The sequence below is a fragment of the Paratractidigestivibacter sp. genome (genome assembly GCF_963660155.1).
Taxonomy (GTDB): domain Bacteria; phylum Actinomycetota; class Coriobacteriia; order Coriobacteriales; family Atopobiaceae; genus Paratractidigestivibacter.
In genome coordinates this window covers 89,020-104,600 of sequence record NZ_CAVKWG010000048.1, presented here as the reverse complement: position 1 = coordinate 104,600, position 15,581 = coordinate 89,020, and the positions used below count along the sequence as shown (strand labels likewise).

Sequence of the window (15,581 nt, the reverse complement as noted above, 5' to 3'; positions counted from 1 at the left end):
CCGCGACGCAAAGAAAACACGGCGGGTTGGTGCGTGCGGCGCTGCGCCGCAAAGAAAACGCGTCCCCTTGGTCCGATTTGGGCCAAGCGGAGGCGTTTTCTTTGCGGGCGACGGAGACCTGTTGCCAATAGCAGTCCAAAAGTCATGCCTAAGCGCGACAACACGCTTTCCCTCCCCTGCATAAAGATTGGCCGTAAGAAACTATCCCCGAAAGGGGCCATCGCCCCTCTTTTTACGCTGCGGAGCCTCTACCGGCGACGTAGCGGTTGAGAAGAGCCCTACCTTCGCGCGCAGTTCCGCATGAGCCGGAGGCCACTTAATGTGGTATCTGCGCGAACAGGACTGTCTGGGCACGGAGACAAACTCGCCGTCTCCGTCGCCTTCCATGCATACGCTGGTCTATACTTTTCGAGTTAAAACAGCGAGGGCCGACGGCCCCTACAACTTAAGAGGTTTTCTTATGGCCAAGAAGGTCGATTCCGCCGAGACCAAGACCGGCGTCGACAGGTGGCGCGCCGCCACCAACACAGAGGTTGACGGCAAGTCCTCCTCCAAGTCCAAGAAGCGCAAGAACAACGTCGCTAGGCAGAACGTCCGCCTCCTCGCCGTGGTCGTCGTGCTCGCCGTGGCGGCGCTCGGCTGCTGCTACGCTTTTCTCGGCTCGCTGCAGCGCTCCGTCGAGCTGACGGGCGGCAATGAGCTTGTCTTCTCCGCGGCGAGCAGCGACACCGCCGAGGTGAGCTCCGAGCAGCTCTCCGAGGCCTCGAAGATCATCTCCTCGCGCCTGGACGGCAGGAGCATCAAGGGCTACAAGGTGAGCCAGTCCGACGGCAAGCTCCTCGTCGACGTGCCGTTCTCTGCCGACACCGATTCCCTCAGCACCATCGGCCAGACCGGCAAGGTCGAGTTCGTGCGCGTCGACCAGATCGGCGACGCCGAGGCCATGGCCAAAATCCAGAACGGTACCGAGGACGTGCAGCTCGAGGCCGGCACCTACACCGCTTTCCTCGACGAAACCCACATCAAGAGCTCGCAGGTCTCCTACACCACGAGCTCCAGCACCTCGAGCGACGGCAGCTATTCGATCATCTACGTGGTCGTGGTCAACTTCGATGACGAGGGCTCGACCACCTTCGCCGAGGTGACCAAGGAGCTCGCCGAGAGCTCCGGCCAGATCGCCATCGTCGTCGACGGCGTGGTCCAGTCCGCCCCGTCCGTCTCCGAGGAGATCACGGGCGGCCAGGTCTCCATCTCCGGTGACTTCACGTTGGACGAGGCCTCGCAGCTCAACAGTATGATCGGCTCCGGCAGCCTGCTCGTTACCCTGACCCATGACGATACACGCGCTGTCGACCCCGTGCTCTCGCTTCGCCGCGCCTGCATCGGCTTCGGCATAGCGCTCGCCTGCGTCATTCTCGTCGGTTTCGTCGTCTTCCGCCTCTCGGGCCTCGTGCTCGCGGGCGCGCCTGCGCTTGCCTGCTCCCTCACCATGGGCTGGTTCGGCATCACCTCTGCCGCCGGCGCCTCCTTCATCTTGACCTTGGGCGCGCTTATCGCCATCTTTGCCGCGGCCGCAGCTGAGCTCGTGGCGGTCTTCGCCATGCTCGTTCGCTTCCGCGGCGGCGTCGCCTCGGGCCTGAGCATCCGCAGCGCCGCTCTCAAGGTGGCCGACGCCGCCGAGCGCCCGGCCGCCGTCGTCTTCGGCGTCGCGTTCGTCATCGGCTGCATCCTGCTCTTCGTCGGCTCCAGTCAGATCCAGGGCATCGCGCTTGCTCTCGCGTTCGGCATCGCAGCCGACGGCGCCGCGATCGTCCTTCTCGCCGTCCCCGCCCTTCGCGTGCTCGGCCTGGGCGCCGCCAGCAAGAAGCCCGGCCTCTGGGGCGTCAAGGGCGCCCTCGCGGCCGCCGGCTCAGGCGCTGCTGAGGCTTCCGGTGAGCCTGCCGACGACAACGACAACGAGGACGCCGCCCCCGCCGAGAGCGAGGAGTAGTGGGAGGCCTCGCGGGGAGCCGACGCTGGTCGGTCCTCCCGCCTGATCCGGCAGCCGAGCTTGAGCTTTCCCGCGAGCTCGGGCTGTCGTCGCTTGTGGCGCGCGTGCTCGCCGCGCGCGGCTGCTCGAGCGCCGAGGAGGCGCGCGCATTCCTTTCGCCCTCGCTCGAGCGCGATTGGGCCGACCCGCTCGTCATCCCCGGCATGCGAGAGGCGGCCGACCGCGTCGAGCGCGCGGTCAATGAACACGAGGTCATCGCTGTTTTCGGCGACTTCGACGTCGATGGCATGAGCTCCACCTGCCTGCTCACGCTCGCGCTTCGTCGTATGGGCGCCGAGGTCCATCCCTTCATCCCGCACCGCTTCGGAGAGGGCTACGGCTTATCCGAGACCGCCGTCGGGCGCGTGCTCGCCAACTGCGAGCCCTCGCTCATCGTGACCGTGGACAACGGCGTCGCGGCCGCGGCCGAGGTAAAGGCAATCTTGGACCGAGGCATCGATGTGGTCGTCACCGACCACCACGAGCCCGCCGACCTGGTCCCGCAGGGCGTCCCCGTAACCGATCCCAAGCTCTCGGAGGACTGCCCCTCTCGCGAGCTTGCTGGCGCAGGCGTCGCCCTCAAGCTCGTGCACGAGCTTGGGCGTCGCCGCGGCGAGCCCGAGATGTGGCGCGACTACACCGACGTCGCCATGCTGGGCACGCTCTCGGACATGATGCTGCTGCAAGGTGAGAACCGCGCCCTCGTGGCCGAGGGCATCGCGCGCATGAAGGCGTCTCCGCGCCCTGGCGTCGCGGCGCTCGCGGCCACCGCAAACATCCGTATCGAGGAGGCCACCGCCGACTCGCTTCCGTTCTCCATCATCCCTCGCCTTAACGCCGCGGGACGCATGGGCACGACCGACGTGGCCTTTGACCTGCTCATGGTTGAGGACCCGCGAGAGGCGCGGCTTCTCGCCGTGCAGCTCGAGGAGACGAACACCGAGCGCCGCGCCATCGAGTCGCAGCTCACCGAATCGGCCATGGCGGCCATCGAGGCGCTGCCGCACGAGGGCGTCCACGCCATTGTCGTCGGTGGCGAGGGTTGGCACGAGGGCGTCAAGGGCATCGTGGCCTCGCGCATCGTCAACCGTTTCCATGTGCCGGCGATCCTTTTCTCCATCGTCGACGGGGTGGCGCGCGGAAGCGGCCGCTCCGCGGGCTCGGTCGACCTCTTCCACGCCGTCGAGCAGTGCTCCGACTGCCTCATTCGCTTCGGCGGGCACGCGGGGGCCGTGGGCGTGACCTGCGAGGCGTCGCGCCTCGACGAGTTTCGCGACCGCCTCGAGGAGGTCCTCTCAAAGCTCGATCCCGAGAAATTCGTCTCGACCGAGGAGGTCGCCGCCGTCATCGGCCTGGACGAGCTCTCCGTCGAGACCATTGCCTCGCTCGAGGCGCTCCAGCCCTTCGGCCAAGGCAACAAGAAGCCGCTCTTCGCCTCGCACGGCGTGAGCATGCGCAACCGCTCGCGCGTGGGCGCCGAGGGCAACCACCTGCGTTTCTTTGCCACCGACGGCGTGGGCATGGTGCCCGCGATCATGTTCCGCGCGCCCGATCCGGCCCGCCTTGTCGACTGCGACGGGGCCGTCGACCTCGTGTTCGAGGCCGTCAACGAGACTTGGCAGGGACGCACGAAGGCCAAACTCATGGTCAAGGACGTGCTTGTGCGCGGCGAGGGCGAAATAGCTACCGAGCAAGGAGACCTCGCGTCTGAGGTGGCCGCACTCGCCGACGACTCCGTCAAGGCGGCGCCCGCTGCCGGCGAGGCCCCGGTCTCCGATGTGCCCGACGCCCGCGCCCTCGAGGGTCTGGGTGTGCCCGAGCTTACCCGCGAGCTCGTGCGCCGCATGATCGGCGACCACGACCTTTTGCCGACGCAGCAAGCGGCGCTCGACCGCCTGGCCGCCGGCCGCTCCACCATGGCCGTCATGGCCACGGGCCGCGGTAAGTCGCTCATCTTCCATGTGCACGCCGCCCGCGAGGCCATCCTCGAGGGTGCGGCCTCCGTTTTCGTCTACCCGCTGCGCGCGCTTGTGGCCGACCAGTCCTTCCACCTGTGCAAAACCTTGGCTGAGCTCGGGCTAATTGCCTGCGTGCTCACCGGCGAGACGCCTGAGGACGAGCGCCGCCGCATCTTTGCCGGCCTCGGCGACGGCGCCGTCGACATCGTGCTCACCACGCCCGAGTTCCTGGCCATCCACACCGGCCGCTTCTCCGAGTGCGGGCGCGTCCGGTTCGTCGTCGTGGACGAGGCCCACCACGCCGGCGCCTCCAAGGCAGGCCATCGTAGCGCCTATCAGGACTTCCCCCGTATCCGCGAGGAGCTCGGGGAGCCCGTCTGTCTCGCCGTCACGGCCACGGCCACAGCCGAGGCCTCGCGCGAGATCTGCCGCCTTCTCGGCGTGGTCGGCTCTGACGTCCTCGTCGACGACGGGTTGCGTGAGAACCTCGCCGTTGTCGATCGCCGCAACATCCACGATCGTGAGAGCGCCCTCGTGAGCCTTGTGTCCTCAGGCGAGAAGACCATCGTCTACGTGACGAGCCGCCAGCAATCCGTCGAGGTCGTGCGCCTGCTGCGCCACCGACTGCCCGATCTCGCTGGCAACATAGCCTTCTACAACGCGGGCCTGCCGCGCGACGTCCGAGCCCGAGTCGAGGGCGCTTTCCGCGCGGGCGAGCTCACCTGCATCGTCTCGACCTCCGCATTCGGCGAGGGCGTGAACCTCCCCGATGTGCGCAACGTCGTCCTCTACACGCTGCCCTTCGGCCGCGTCGAGTTCAACCAGATGAGCGGCCGCGCCGGTCGCGACGGTCTTCTTGCCCGCGTCCACCTGCTCTTCGGCGGCCGAGACGTGCGTCTCAACGAGAAGATCATCGCCGCGGGCGCCCCGGAGCGCCCCGAGCTCGTCGTCCTCTGGCGTTCCCTCGTGGCTCTCGACCGCTCGTGCGCCGAGGATACGTTCGCCCTGGACAAGCACGCCGTCATCGCCATGGCGGCGCACTTCGACGCGACCCGCGCAATAGACGAGTCCGAGATCGAGGGCGGCCTCGGCGTCTTCTCCGAGCTGGGCTTTCTTTCCGTCGAGGGCTTCGGCGACGCCCGCCGTGTCCGCATGGCCCCCAGCCCCGAGCACATGGACCTCGAGCTCTCGGTCCGTTACCGCGAGGGGTTACAGGGCCGCGAAGACTTCGGCCAATTCTGCGATTGGGTGCTACATTGTTCCCAAGAAGAGCTGACCGACACCATAGCCAGGCCCATCTCGCCTAGTTCGTGAGCGGTCGTGTAGCAAAGGACGAGCCATGGACGACGCCGAGAACAAGGCGGCGCACAAGCCGACTATCAAGCAGGCCCCCGGTGCGGCGAACTTCCGCCTCCTCGAGCAGGCCTGCAAATCCTATATGGCAGCCGACGACCTCGCCAAGGTCGAGAGCGCTTATCGCTTCGCGGCCGATTATCACCGCGACCAGCGCAGGCGCTCCGGCGAGCCCTACATCAACCATCCGGTCGAGGTGGCGTTGATCCTTGCCAAAGACTTCCGCATGGACGAGGACACCATCTGCGCCGCGCTGCTGCACGACACGGTCGAGGACACCTCGGCCACCCTCGACCAGCTCAAGGGCCTCTATGGCGAGACCGTGGCCGACCTTGTGGACGGCGTGACCAAGCTCACGAACGTCAAGGTTGCCTCCATGGACGAAAAGCAAGCCTGGAACCTGCGCAAGATGTTCCTCGCCATGAGCCACGACATCCGCGTCGTCATCATCAAGCTCGCGGACCGTCTGCACAACATGCGCACCTTGGCGGCTTTGCCGCCTGACCGCCGCGTCTTCAAGGCACGCGAGACCATGGACGTCTATGCCCCGCTCGCCGACCGCCTCGGCATGAGCTCGGTCAAGTGGGAACTCGAGGACCTGGCCTTCTTCTGGCTCGAGCCGGAGGAGTACCAGCGCATCGCCCGTATGGTGCAGGATTCACGCGCGCAGCGCGAGGACGACGCCGAGGTCGCCATGAAGACCCTCTCCGACGAGCTTAAGCGCGTCGGCCTCAAGGACTTCCAGATCACGGGCCGGCCTAAGCACCTGTGGTCCATTTACATGAAAATGACTCGCAAGGGCCGCGAGTTCTCCGAGATCTACGATCTCATCGCCTTGCGCGTCATCACGCAGACGGTGGGGGACTGCTACAGCGCGCTGGGCGCCGTCCACACCCTGTGGCACCCGCTGCCCGGTCGTTTCAAGGACTACATCGCCACGCCCAAGGCCAACCTCTACCAGTCGCTGCACACAACGGTCGTCGGCCCCGACGGGCGCCCCATCGAGATCCAGATCCGCACCGTCGAGATGCACGAGGCCTCCGAGTACGGCATCGCCGCCCACTGGCTCTACAAGAAATCCGGCAACTCGCGCGGCAAGATGAGCGCCGAGGACCGCTCCATCGACTCGACCATCAACTGGATTCGCCGCAGCCTCGACTGGGCCGTGGAGGACGACGTCGAGGACGCCCACGAGTTCCTCGACAACCTGCGCGTCGACTTCTTCGAGCACGATATCTTCGTTTTTACGCCGAAGGGCGAGGTCATGAGCCTGCGCCGCGACTCGACGCCCCTCGACTTCGCCTACGCCGTCCACACCGAGGTGGGAAACCACTGCGTCGGGGCCAAGGTCAACGGCTCGGTCGTGCCGCTCACCTATAAGCTCAGCATGGGCGACCGCGTCGAGATCCTCACCAACAAGAACGCCAAGCCCAGCCACGACTGGCTCGCGATCGTGGCCACGCCGTCGGCGCGCGCCAAGATCCGCAAGTATTTCTCCGTCGAGTCCAAGAGCGACGACGCCGAGCAGGGCCGAAACGAGCTCGCCCGCGAGCTTCGCCGCCGCGGCTACGGCATCGGCGCCAAGCGCACGATGAAGGCCATCGACCGTGCCTGCGAGGCCCTGAACACCAAGGACGCGGACGACCTGTTCGCCGCCGTCCACACGGGCAAGGTAACGGCCAACCTCGCGGCCAACCGCATCGAGGAGATCCTGAACGAGGGCTCGCCCGAGCAGCTCGCCGCCGCGGCCAAGGAGGCCGAGGCCAAGGCCGCCCGCGCCCGCGCGCTCGAGGGCGACAAGCCCGTCATGAAGTCCTATGCCATCTCGCAGACGGCCAAGGGCAAGAAAAGGCACTCCAACTGCGGCGTCGTTGTCAAGGGCGACGCGGACCTGCTCGTGCACCTCGCGCACTGCTGCAACCCGGTGGCCGGCGACGAGATCGTGGGCTTCATCACCCGCGGACGCGGCGTGTCGGTCCACCGCGCCAGCTGCCCGAATGTGGCCGACCTCATGAACAACCCCGAGCGCCTCATCGATGTGGCTTGGGACACCTCCGGCGCCACCGAGTTCCGCGTTGAGATCGTCGTCGAGGCGACCGATCGCATGGGCCTGCTCAAGGACGTGACCATCGCCATCGGCGACGCGGGCGGAAACATCATGTCCGCCGCCACGCAGACCTCGAGTCAGGGCATCGCGCGCCTCCGCTTCCTCGTCTCCATCTCGGACGCGAGCCTGCTCGACTCGCTTCTCGCCATCGTGAGCCGCGTGCCCTCCGTCTACGACGCGCGCCGCCTCATGCCCGGCGAGGGCTCCCAGCAGCTCGGCAAGAAGAAGCGGTAGGGGAGAGCCATGGCTCAGGCTAAAGACGAGCTCCGCTGCTTCGTGGTGGGGCCTATCCAGACGAACTGCTATGCCTACGTGAGCGAGGGCGCCTGCATGGTCGTGGACCCGGGGGCCTCCGGCTCCGCCGTGGCCGATGCGCTCTCCGACGTGGACGTCGAGGCCATCGTGGCCACCCACGGCCACGGCGACCATGTGGGCGGGGTGGCGGCGCTCAAGGCGCGGACCGGCGCCGATTTCCTTATCCATGCCGCGGACGCCGAGCGTGCGACGCATGCGGGCGAGGTCTCTGTGCTGGGTATTGCCTACGACGACGGCGCGCCCTTGCCCGACCGCGAGCTTGCCGAGGGCGACGTCATTCGCGTCGGCTCCGCCACGTTCGAGGTCCTCGGGGCGCCGGGCCACACGCCCGGCGGCGTTGTGCTCCTCGGCGGCGGCACGGCCGAGGGCGTGGCCTTCGTCGGCGACACCGTATTTCCCGGTAGCCACGGCCGCACCGACCTCGACGGCGGGGACGAGGCCACTATCATGGCGACGCTTCGCCGCCTAGCCGCGCGCATCCCGGCCCAGACCGTACTTTATTGCGGCCACGGCGAGGCCACCACGATGAAGCGCGAACTGGCCTACAACCCCTTCATGCGCGCCTAACCAGCAGCCTGCAATTTGGGGACAGTCCCCTTTTTGCACACGCGTGGCCGCTGCGGCTTCGTCGCCGAATCGTCGGGCATAATGCTCGAAGCGGCGCTTCGTGTGCAAAAAGGGGGCTGTCCCCAAATTGCAGGCGGCACATCACAAGAAAAGCGCAGGCGCCTCGCTTGAGGTCGCCTGCGCCGTTATTTTCTGGTGCCCGAGGTGGGACTCGAACCCACACGGTCTCCCAGCGGTTTTTGAGACCGCCGCGTCTGCCATTCCGCCACTCGGGCATGAGTGCGCAGAAGAGTATAGCAGAAGCCGCGCTTCCATCCGCCGCATCTGGGTATAGAACTCCTAAGACTGCCGTCACGCAGAAAGGACATGCCATGGACACAAAGCTCGCCGAGCTCCTCAACACCCAGATCAACGAGGAGCTCTACTCCGCTTATCTCTACCTCACCTTCGCCGACTACTACGAGGACCGCGGCCTCAAGGGCTTCGCCAACTGGTACATGGTCCAGGTGCAGGAGGAGGTCAGCCACGCAAAGATCTTGCGCCGCTACCTTTTGGACAACGATGCACAGGTCAAGATGCTCGCCATCGCCGAGCCCGACAAGGTCTTTGAGAACGACCTCGAGCCGCTCGAGGCGGGCATGATCCACGAGAAGCACATCACCGAGTGCATCAACCGCTGCTACGCGGCGGCCAACGACGTCCACGATTTCCGCGCCATGCAGATGCTCGACTGGTTCGTCAAGGAGCAGGGCGAGGAAGAGACGAACGCCTCGGACATGATCAAGAACATGAAGCTCTTCGGCAGCGACCCCAAGGGCCTCTACGACCTCGACCGCGAGTACCAGACGCGCGTCTTCGTCGCCCCGACGATGCCGATGTAGGATAAGGGCCTGGCTCGCCGCACAACGGGCCGCGGCGTGCCGGCGTCTTTTGGAGCATTTATGTGCTGGCCCGGCGGCTTTGGGAATTGGCCCTTGCCGCCGGGCTCATCTTGCCCTAACATTCTCCTTTGTAAAAGCGGGCCGAGCTTTGGCCCCACCTACACGGCGCCTCGTTGCAGCTGTCTGGTAAGACAAAACAGTTACCGCCTCAGGGTGGATTCATGTCTCCTGGATGCTGCTTGGCTCCGGGAGATTTTTCTATGGCGGCCCACCAGGGCTTCCACGAAGGGAAGGTGTGTAAGATAGCCAGAAACGACGGTCCTCGCATCAACGGGGAGATCACTTCGCGCACGTGTCGCCTCATCGGCGTCGACGGCTCCCAGCTCGGCCTCTTTGGTGTTCGCGACGCCCTGCGCATCGCCAACGACCAGGGTCTCGACCTGGTGGAGATCGCTCCCAACGCCGAGCCCCCGGTCTGCAAGGTGCTCGACTACAAGAAGTACAAGTACGAGCAGGACCGTAAGGCCAAGGCGGCCCGTAAGAACCAGGCCAAGGTCGAGATCAAGGAGATGAAGTTCCGTCCCAAGATCGACGTCGGCGATTACGAGACCAAGAAGGCCCACGTGGTGCGTTTCCTCAAGAAGGGCGCCCGTGTCAAGATCACCATCATGTTCCGCGGGCGCGAGATGGCCCACCCGGAGCAGGGTCGGATTGTGCTCGACCGCCTCGCAGAGGACCTCAAGGACGTTGCGACGGTCGAGTCGAAGCCTCAGATGGAAGGCCGCAACATGCACATGCTCATCGTCCCCATCAAGGGCGCTTTCGACGAGAAGCCCTCTGACGATGACAAGAACGAGAAGGAGAACTAGCATGCCCAAGATGAAGACGCACAAGGGTACCGCCAAGCGCTTCCGCAAGACCGGTACCGGCAAGATCATGCGCGCCAAGGCTTTCAAGAGCCACATCCTCACCAAGAAGTCCCCGAAGCGCATCCGCGGCTTCCGTCAGGAGACCGAGCTCACCGGCGAGCAGGTCAAGAACATCGCCGCCCGCATGAACCACTAATCGGCGACAAACCAGGTCCCGAGACTTACTTTCCAAGGAGTTGATTATCAATGGCACGTGTTAAGCGCGCAGTGAATTCCAAGAAGAAGCGCCGCACTCTCCAGGAGCGCACCAAGGGTTATTACGGCACCTCCTCCCGCACCCTCCGCGGCATGATGGAGCAGGACCGTCACTCCGGTCAGTACCAGTACCGCGACCGTCGCGCCAAGAAGCGTGAGTTCCGCGCCCTGTGGATCCAGCGCATCAACGCCGCGGCCCGCATCAACGGCATGAGCTACTCCACCTTCATGCACGGCCTCAAGCTGGCCGGCATCGAGCTCGACCGCAAGGTCCTCGCCGAGATTGCCTACTCCGACGCCGACACCTTCGCCGACATCGCCGAGCAGGCCAAGAAGGCCATCGCCGACGCCCAGTAAGCGTTCGACAGACGTCTTTCTTGCCCCCGAATGGTTTTCGTGACCGTTCGGGGGCATTTTTTGTGCCGCTTGCCGGGTGGGGGAGAAGCACGTGAATAACCCCCTTTGAGCTGGAAAGAATCATGACAACAAACAAATCGTCGCTACCCACAAAGCGACCGACGAAGGAGGCGAGTCCAGTGAACAACGAAGATTCAATATCGAGCGGACCCGCTTCCGTTTCCGAGGCTCAATAAACAAGGCGAGCATACTCGCCACCTTCCATCGACGATTCCTCGGATAGAAGCCAAATCTGAAACAGATAGCGGGTCCAAACGATTAACCTACGTCTCAGTTCCTTCTATTTCAGAAACGAAGGCGATTCCAAAGGACAAGTAAAGCGCGAGGGGCCATACGACGGCCCCTCGCTTTTTTTGCGTCGCGACGGAACCTGGCGCCGGCAGGGGACAGTCCCTTTGCGGACAAAGGGACTGTCCCACTTGTCCGCACTATCGCCATTTGCTGGTGCGGCGACGGATGTTGTGGTAGCCTACTAAATATTGAGCAAATGCGACGACAGGGCAAGTAGACGCCTCATCCGTCCCACAGCAAGCGGGCTGGGTCTGAGAACCCGCGGCGGACGGCGACGAAGATACCCTCGAGCAGCTCGAACGAACACGCGCGCCGAGCACGGACACCACCGGCAACGCACGCGCAAGTACCTCGGGCCGGCGTCCTCCGTTATTGGGCATCGAGCGGCTGCACTGCGCCTGCCTCGCGTTTCTCACGCATGAATGCAAGAAGCGAGAGGGAAGAAGCGAGAGGAAATGCAGCTAAGAAGCGATGCCATCAAGAAGGGCCTGGCCCGTGCCCCGCACAGGAGCCTGCTCAAGGCCGACGGCCTTACCGACGAGGAGCTCGATAAGCCCCTGGTAGCGGTTGTCTCCGCGCAAAACGAGGTCATCCCGGGCCATCTCCACCTCCAGCAGATCGCCGACGCCGTCAAGGCGGGCGTGCGCATGGCAGGCGGCTGCCCCCTGCAGGTGAACACCATCGGCGTGTGCGACGGCATCGCCATGAACCACGAGGGCATGAAGTACTCGCTCACCTCCCGCGAGGTCATCGCCGACTCTGTGGAGTGCGCCGTCCAGGGCCACCAGTTCGACGCCATGGTGCTCATCCCCAGCTGCGACAAGATCGTCCCCGGCATGCTCATCGCCGCCTGCCGCCTGAACATCCCGACGGTGCTCGTCTCCGGCGGCCCGATGCTCGCCGGCCGCGGCCGTAAGGGAGAGGAGACCGACCTCAACAGTCTCTTCGACGCCGTGGGCCAGGTCACCGCCGGCACCATGACCGAGGACGAGTGCAAGTGGCTCGAGAACACCGCGTGCCCCACCTGCGGCTCCTGCTCCGGCATGTTCACCGCGAACTCCATCTGCTGCCTCTCCGAGGCCCTGGGCATCGCGCTTCCCGGCAACGGCACCATCCCGGCCGTCTACTCCGAGCGCATCCGCCTGGCCAAGCACGCCGGCATGAAGGTCATGGAGCTTCTCGAGAAGGGTACGTGCGCCCTGGACATCATCAACGAGAAGTCCATCCGCAACGGCATGGCGCTCGATATGGCCTTCGGCGGCTCCACGAACACGATGCTGCACCTCACCGCCATCGCCCAGGCCGCCGGCTGCCCCGTCACCATGCAGGACTGGGACGACGTCTGCGCGGCCACCCCGAACATCGTGCGCATCGCGCCGGCGGGGCCGCTCCACATCGAGGACCTGAACGCCGTGGGCGGCGTCGGCGCCATCGTGGGCGAGCTCGGCCGCACCGGCCACCTCGACCTCGAGGCCGTGACCTGCCACGGGACCGTGGCCGAGTGGGTCGCCGAGCAGCCTGCCGTTGACGGCGAGATCGTGCGCAGCGTCGACAACGCCTACTCCGCCGACGGCGGCCTCAAGGTCCTGCGCGGAAACCTCGCCCCCAACTGCGGCGTCGTGAAGAAGTCCGCCGTTGGCGAGGACATGCGCCAGCACCGCGGCCCCGCCCGCGTCTTCGACTCCGAGGAGCTCGCCTGCAAGGCCATCTTCGGCGGCCAGATCAAGGCCGGCGACGTCATCGTGATCCGCTACGAGGGCCCGGCCGGCGGCCCCGGCATGCGCGAGATGCTCACCCCGACCTCGGCCATCTGCGGCATGGGCCTCGACAAGTCCTGTGCTCTTATCACCGACGGCCGCTTCTCCGGCGCCACCAAGGGCCCGGCCATCGGCCATGTCTCGCCTGAGGCCGCGGCCGGCGGCCCCATCGCCCTCGTGCAGGAGGGCGACATGATCTCCATCGACATCGACGCGGGCAAGCTCGAGCTCGAGGTCTCCGATGAGGAGCTCGAGGCCCGCCGCGCGAAGTGGCAGCCGCCCGCGCCCAAGTACACCACGGGAGTCCTTTCCCGTTACGCAAAGTTGGTCACCAGTGCAGACAAGGGGGCTTATCTCTCATGACGACGCTCGACGAGAAGCTTGCCATGCGCAAGCTCGCAATTGAGGGCCGCCCGTTCGGCCTCGGCAACAAGACCGAGCACGAGGGCAAGACCATGACCGGCGCCCAGGCCATCATCGCCTCGCTCGAGGCCGAGGGCGTGGACACGATCTTCGGTTATCCCGGCGGCCAGGCCATCAAGATCTACGACGCGCTCTACGATTCCAAGCAGATCCACCATGTGCTCGCCCGCCACGAGCAGGGCGCCACGCACATGGCCGACGGCTACGCCCGCGCCACGGGCAAGGTCGGCGTCGTCCTCGTGACCTCCGGCCCCGGCGCCACCAACACCGTGACCGGCATCGCCACGGCCTACATGGACTCCGTGCCCATGGTGGTCATCACGGGCCAGGTCACCCGCGGCGTCATCGGCACCGACAGCTTCCAGGAGTCCGACATCGTGGGCATCACCATGCCCGTGGTCAAGCACTCCTTCCTGCTGCAGTCCACCGACGACCTCACCCGCACGTTCCGCGAGGCGTTCTACATCGCGAGCACCGGCCGCCCGGGCCCCGTCCTTATCGACATCCCGAGTGACCTTTCCGGCGCCGAGATGGTCTTCCACTATCCCGACAAGATCAGCCTGCCGAGCTATAAGCCGACCTATCGCGGCAACGCGCGCCAGGTCAAGGCGGCCGCCGAGCTTATTTGCCAGGCCAAAAAGCCGCTGATCTACGCCGGCGGCGGCATCGTGACGAGCCACGCCTGCGCCGAGCTCACCGCGCTCGCCGAGCTCATGCAGATCCCCGTGGTCACCTCGCTCATGGGCAAGGGCGCCATGCGCTGCTCGAACCCCCTGAACCTGGGCCCCGTGGGCATGCACGGCTCCAAGTACGCCAACATGGCCGTGACCGAGTGCGACCTGCTCATCACCGTGGGCGCCCGCTTCTCGGACCGCGTGACCGGCAAGGTCTCCGAGTTCGCGCCCCACGCCAAGGTCATCCACATCGACATCGACCCGGCCGAGATCGGCAAGATCATCAACCCCGACGTGCCCATCGTCGGCGACGCGAAGATCGTGCTCGGCAACCTCGTCGAACGCCTCGAGAAGGCCGAGGCCAAGCCCATCGACGCCGAGTGGGTCGCCGACGTGTTCAGCTGGCGCGACCGCTGGCCGTTCTACACGAGCGACTTCGCCGACTACCCGGACGCCATCGCGCCCGAGGTCGTGCTGCACGAGCTCTCCGAGAAGCTCGACCCCGAGGCCTCCATCGTGACCACCGAGGTCGGCCAGCACCAGATGTGGGCGCACCAGAACATCCACCGCGAGCACGCGCGCACCTTCATCAGCTCCGGCGGCCTGGGCACCATGGGCTTCGGCTTCCCGGCGGCCATCGGCGCGAAGATCGGCTGCCCCGACGACGAGGTCGTCTGCATCGCCGGCGACGGCTCGTTCCAGATGAACTCGCAGGAGATGGCCACCGCCGCCATTAACGGCGTGCCCGTCAAGGTCATGGTCATCGACAACCGCGCCCTCGGCATGGTCCACCAGTGGCAGAGCCTCTTCTACAACAAGCGCTACTCCTTCACCGAGCTCGCCGACAACCCCGACTTCGTTAAGCTCGCCGATGCGTACGGCTGGAAGTCCCGCCGCATCACCAAGCCCGAGGAGATTGACTCGGCGCTCGACGAGATGCTCGCTTCCGAGGAGCCCTACCTGCTCGACGTCATGATCCCGCGCGACCAGACCGTCTACCCGATGGTCGCCCCCGGCGCCCCCATCGACGACATCATCGGCGCCCTCGACGTCACGCTCGGCGGCGTCCGCGTATCCGAGAAGGGCTTCGGCGACGCGCACGAGAAGGGTAAGGGCGGCCACGCCGCGGACCTTATCGACGAGAAGGGAGGGGAGGAGTAATGTCCGATACCCAGTCCAGCCAGCACATTCTCTCCGTCACCGTTGAGAACAAGCCCGGCGTGCTCTCGCGCGTGACCGGCATGATCTCTCGCCGCGGCTTCAACATCCAGTCGCTCACCGTCGCGCCGACCGAGGACGAGGGCCTCTCGCGCATGACCATCATCGTCGAGGCCGACGAGCTCGGCTTCGAGCAGATCGAGAAGCAGCTCCACAAGCTCGTGAGCGTCTTCCGCATCAGCGATTTCTCGGAGGAGGACGCCATCGAGCGCGAGCTCGTGCTCTTTAAGGTGCAGTCGACCCCCGACCGCCGCCACGAGATCATCGAGATCGCCAATGTCTTCCGCGCCAAGGTCGTCGACGTGGGCAAGAACACGCTGACCATCGAGGCCACGGGCACCGTCTCCAAGCTCGATGCCATGGAGAACCTGCTTCGCGGCTACGGCATCCGTCAGCTCACGCGCACCGGCAAGATCGCCATGGGCCGCGGCCACGACGCCTAGGCGCCGCAGGACACGTCGGCCGGC

Annotated in this window: 11 protein-coding genes and 1 tRNA gene; 11 read left to right on the top strand and 1 reads right to left on the bottom strand. The window is 65.7% G+C overall.

The window, feature by feature from the left end; genetic code table 11:
- Positions 1–460 precede the first annotated feature (460 nt).
- The 4 genes from secD to U5709_RS09495 are packed head-to-tail and all read left to right on the top strand — an operon-like array spanning position 461 to position 8,329.
- On the top strand, positions 461–1,990 hold the full coding sequence (gene secD, locus U5709_RS09510; protein ID WP_321973277.1) for a SecDF P1 head subdomain-containing protein: 1,530 nt from the start codon (positions 461–463) through the stop codon (positions 1,988–1,990).
- The gene (gene recJ / locus U5709_RS09505) at positions 1,990–5,301 is read left to right on the top strand and encodes a single-stranded-DNA-specific exonuclease RecJ (protein ID WP_321971751.1); all 3,312 of its coding nucleotides are present in this window, start codon (positions 1,990–1,992) and stop codon (positions 5,299–5,301) included. The genes secD and recJ overlap by 1 nt, the downstream gene beginning before the upstream one ends.
- A 25-nt stretch (positions 5,302–5,326) precedes the next feature.
- Positions 5,327–7,681: a bifunctional (p)ppGpp synthetase/guanosine-3',5'-bis(diphosphate) 3'-pyrophosphohydrolase gene (locus U5709_RS09500; protein ID WP_321971750.1), complete on the top strand. Its 2,355-nt coding sequence runs from the start codon at positions 5,327–5,329 to the stop codon at positions 7,679–7,681.
- Positions 7,682–7,690: 9 nt separating this feature from the next.
- Positions 7,691–8,329: an MBL fold metallo-hydrolase gene (locus U5709_RS09495; protein WP_321971749.1), complete on the top strand. Its 639-nt coding sequence runs from the start codon at positions 7,691–7,693 to the stop codon at positions 8,327–8,329.
- A 193-nt stretch (positions 8,330–8,522) separates the two neighbouring features.
- Here U5709_RS09495 and U5709_RS09490 read toward each other — a convergent pair.
- A tRNA-Leu gene (locus U5709_RS09490) sits at positions 8,523–8,604 on the bottom strand.
- 96 nt (positions 8,605–8,700) lie between these two features.
- Between U5709_RS09490 and U5709_RS09485 the strand changes: the two genes are divergently transcribed.
- The 7 genes from U5709_RS09485 to ilvN all read left to right on the top strand — a co-directional run bounded on the left by U5709_RS09485 (position 8,701) and on the right by ilvN (position 15,557).
- Positions 8,701–9,210 carry a ferritin gene (locus U5709_RS09485; RefSeq protein ID WP_321971748.1) on the top strand — a complete coding sequence of 170 codons (510 nt, stop codon included), beginning with the start codon at positions 8,701–8,703 and terminating at the stop codon, positions 9,208–9,210.
- A gap of 260 nt (positions 9,211–9,470) precedes the next feature.
- Positions 9,471–10,079, top strand: a complete 609-nt coding sequence (infC, locus tag U5709_RS09480; RefSeq protein ID WP_321971747.1) for a translation initiation factor IF-3 — start codon at positions 9,471–9,473, stop codon at positions 10,077–10,079.
- 1 nt (position 10,080) lies between these two features.
- Positions 10,081–10,275, top strand: a complete 195-nt coding sequence (gene rpmI, locus U5709_RS09475) for a 50S ribosomal protein L35 (RefSeq protein WP_321971746.1) — start codon at positions 10,081–10,083, stop codon at positions 10,273–10,275.
- A gap of 50 nt (positions 10,276–10,325) precedes the next feature.
- Positions 10,326–10,691: a 50S ribosomal protein L20 gene (gene rplT / locus U5709_RS09470; RefSeq protein WP_321971745.1), complete on the top strand. Its 366-nt coding sequence runs from the start codon at positions 10,326–10,328 to the stop codon at positions 10,689–10,691.
- An 806-nt stretch (positions 10,692–11,497) separates the two neighbouring features.
- Positions 11,498–13,162 (top strand): dihydroxy-acid dehydratase, encoded by a 1,665-nt coding sequence (gene ilvD / locus U5709_RS09465; protein WP_321971744.1) that lies wholly within the window; start codon positions 11,498–11,500, stop codon positions 13,160–13,162.
- Entirely contained in the window at positions 13,159–15,057 is a 1,899-nt protein-coding gene (gene ilvB, locus U5709_RS09460; RefSeq protein WP_321973276.1) for a biosynthetic-type acetolactate synthase large subunit, read from the top strand. Before ilvD ends, ilvB begins: the two co-directional genes overlap by 4 nt.
- A complete protein-coding gene (gene ilvN, locus U5709_RS09455; RefSeq protein WP_321971742.1) occupies positions 15,057–15,557 on the top strand; it encodes an acetolactate synthase small subunit in 501 nt (166 codons plus the stop codon). Before ilvB ends, ilvN begins: the two co-directional genes overlap by 1 nt.
- Positions 15,558–15,581: the final 24 nt, after the last annotated feature.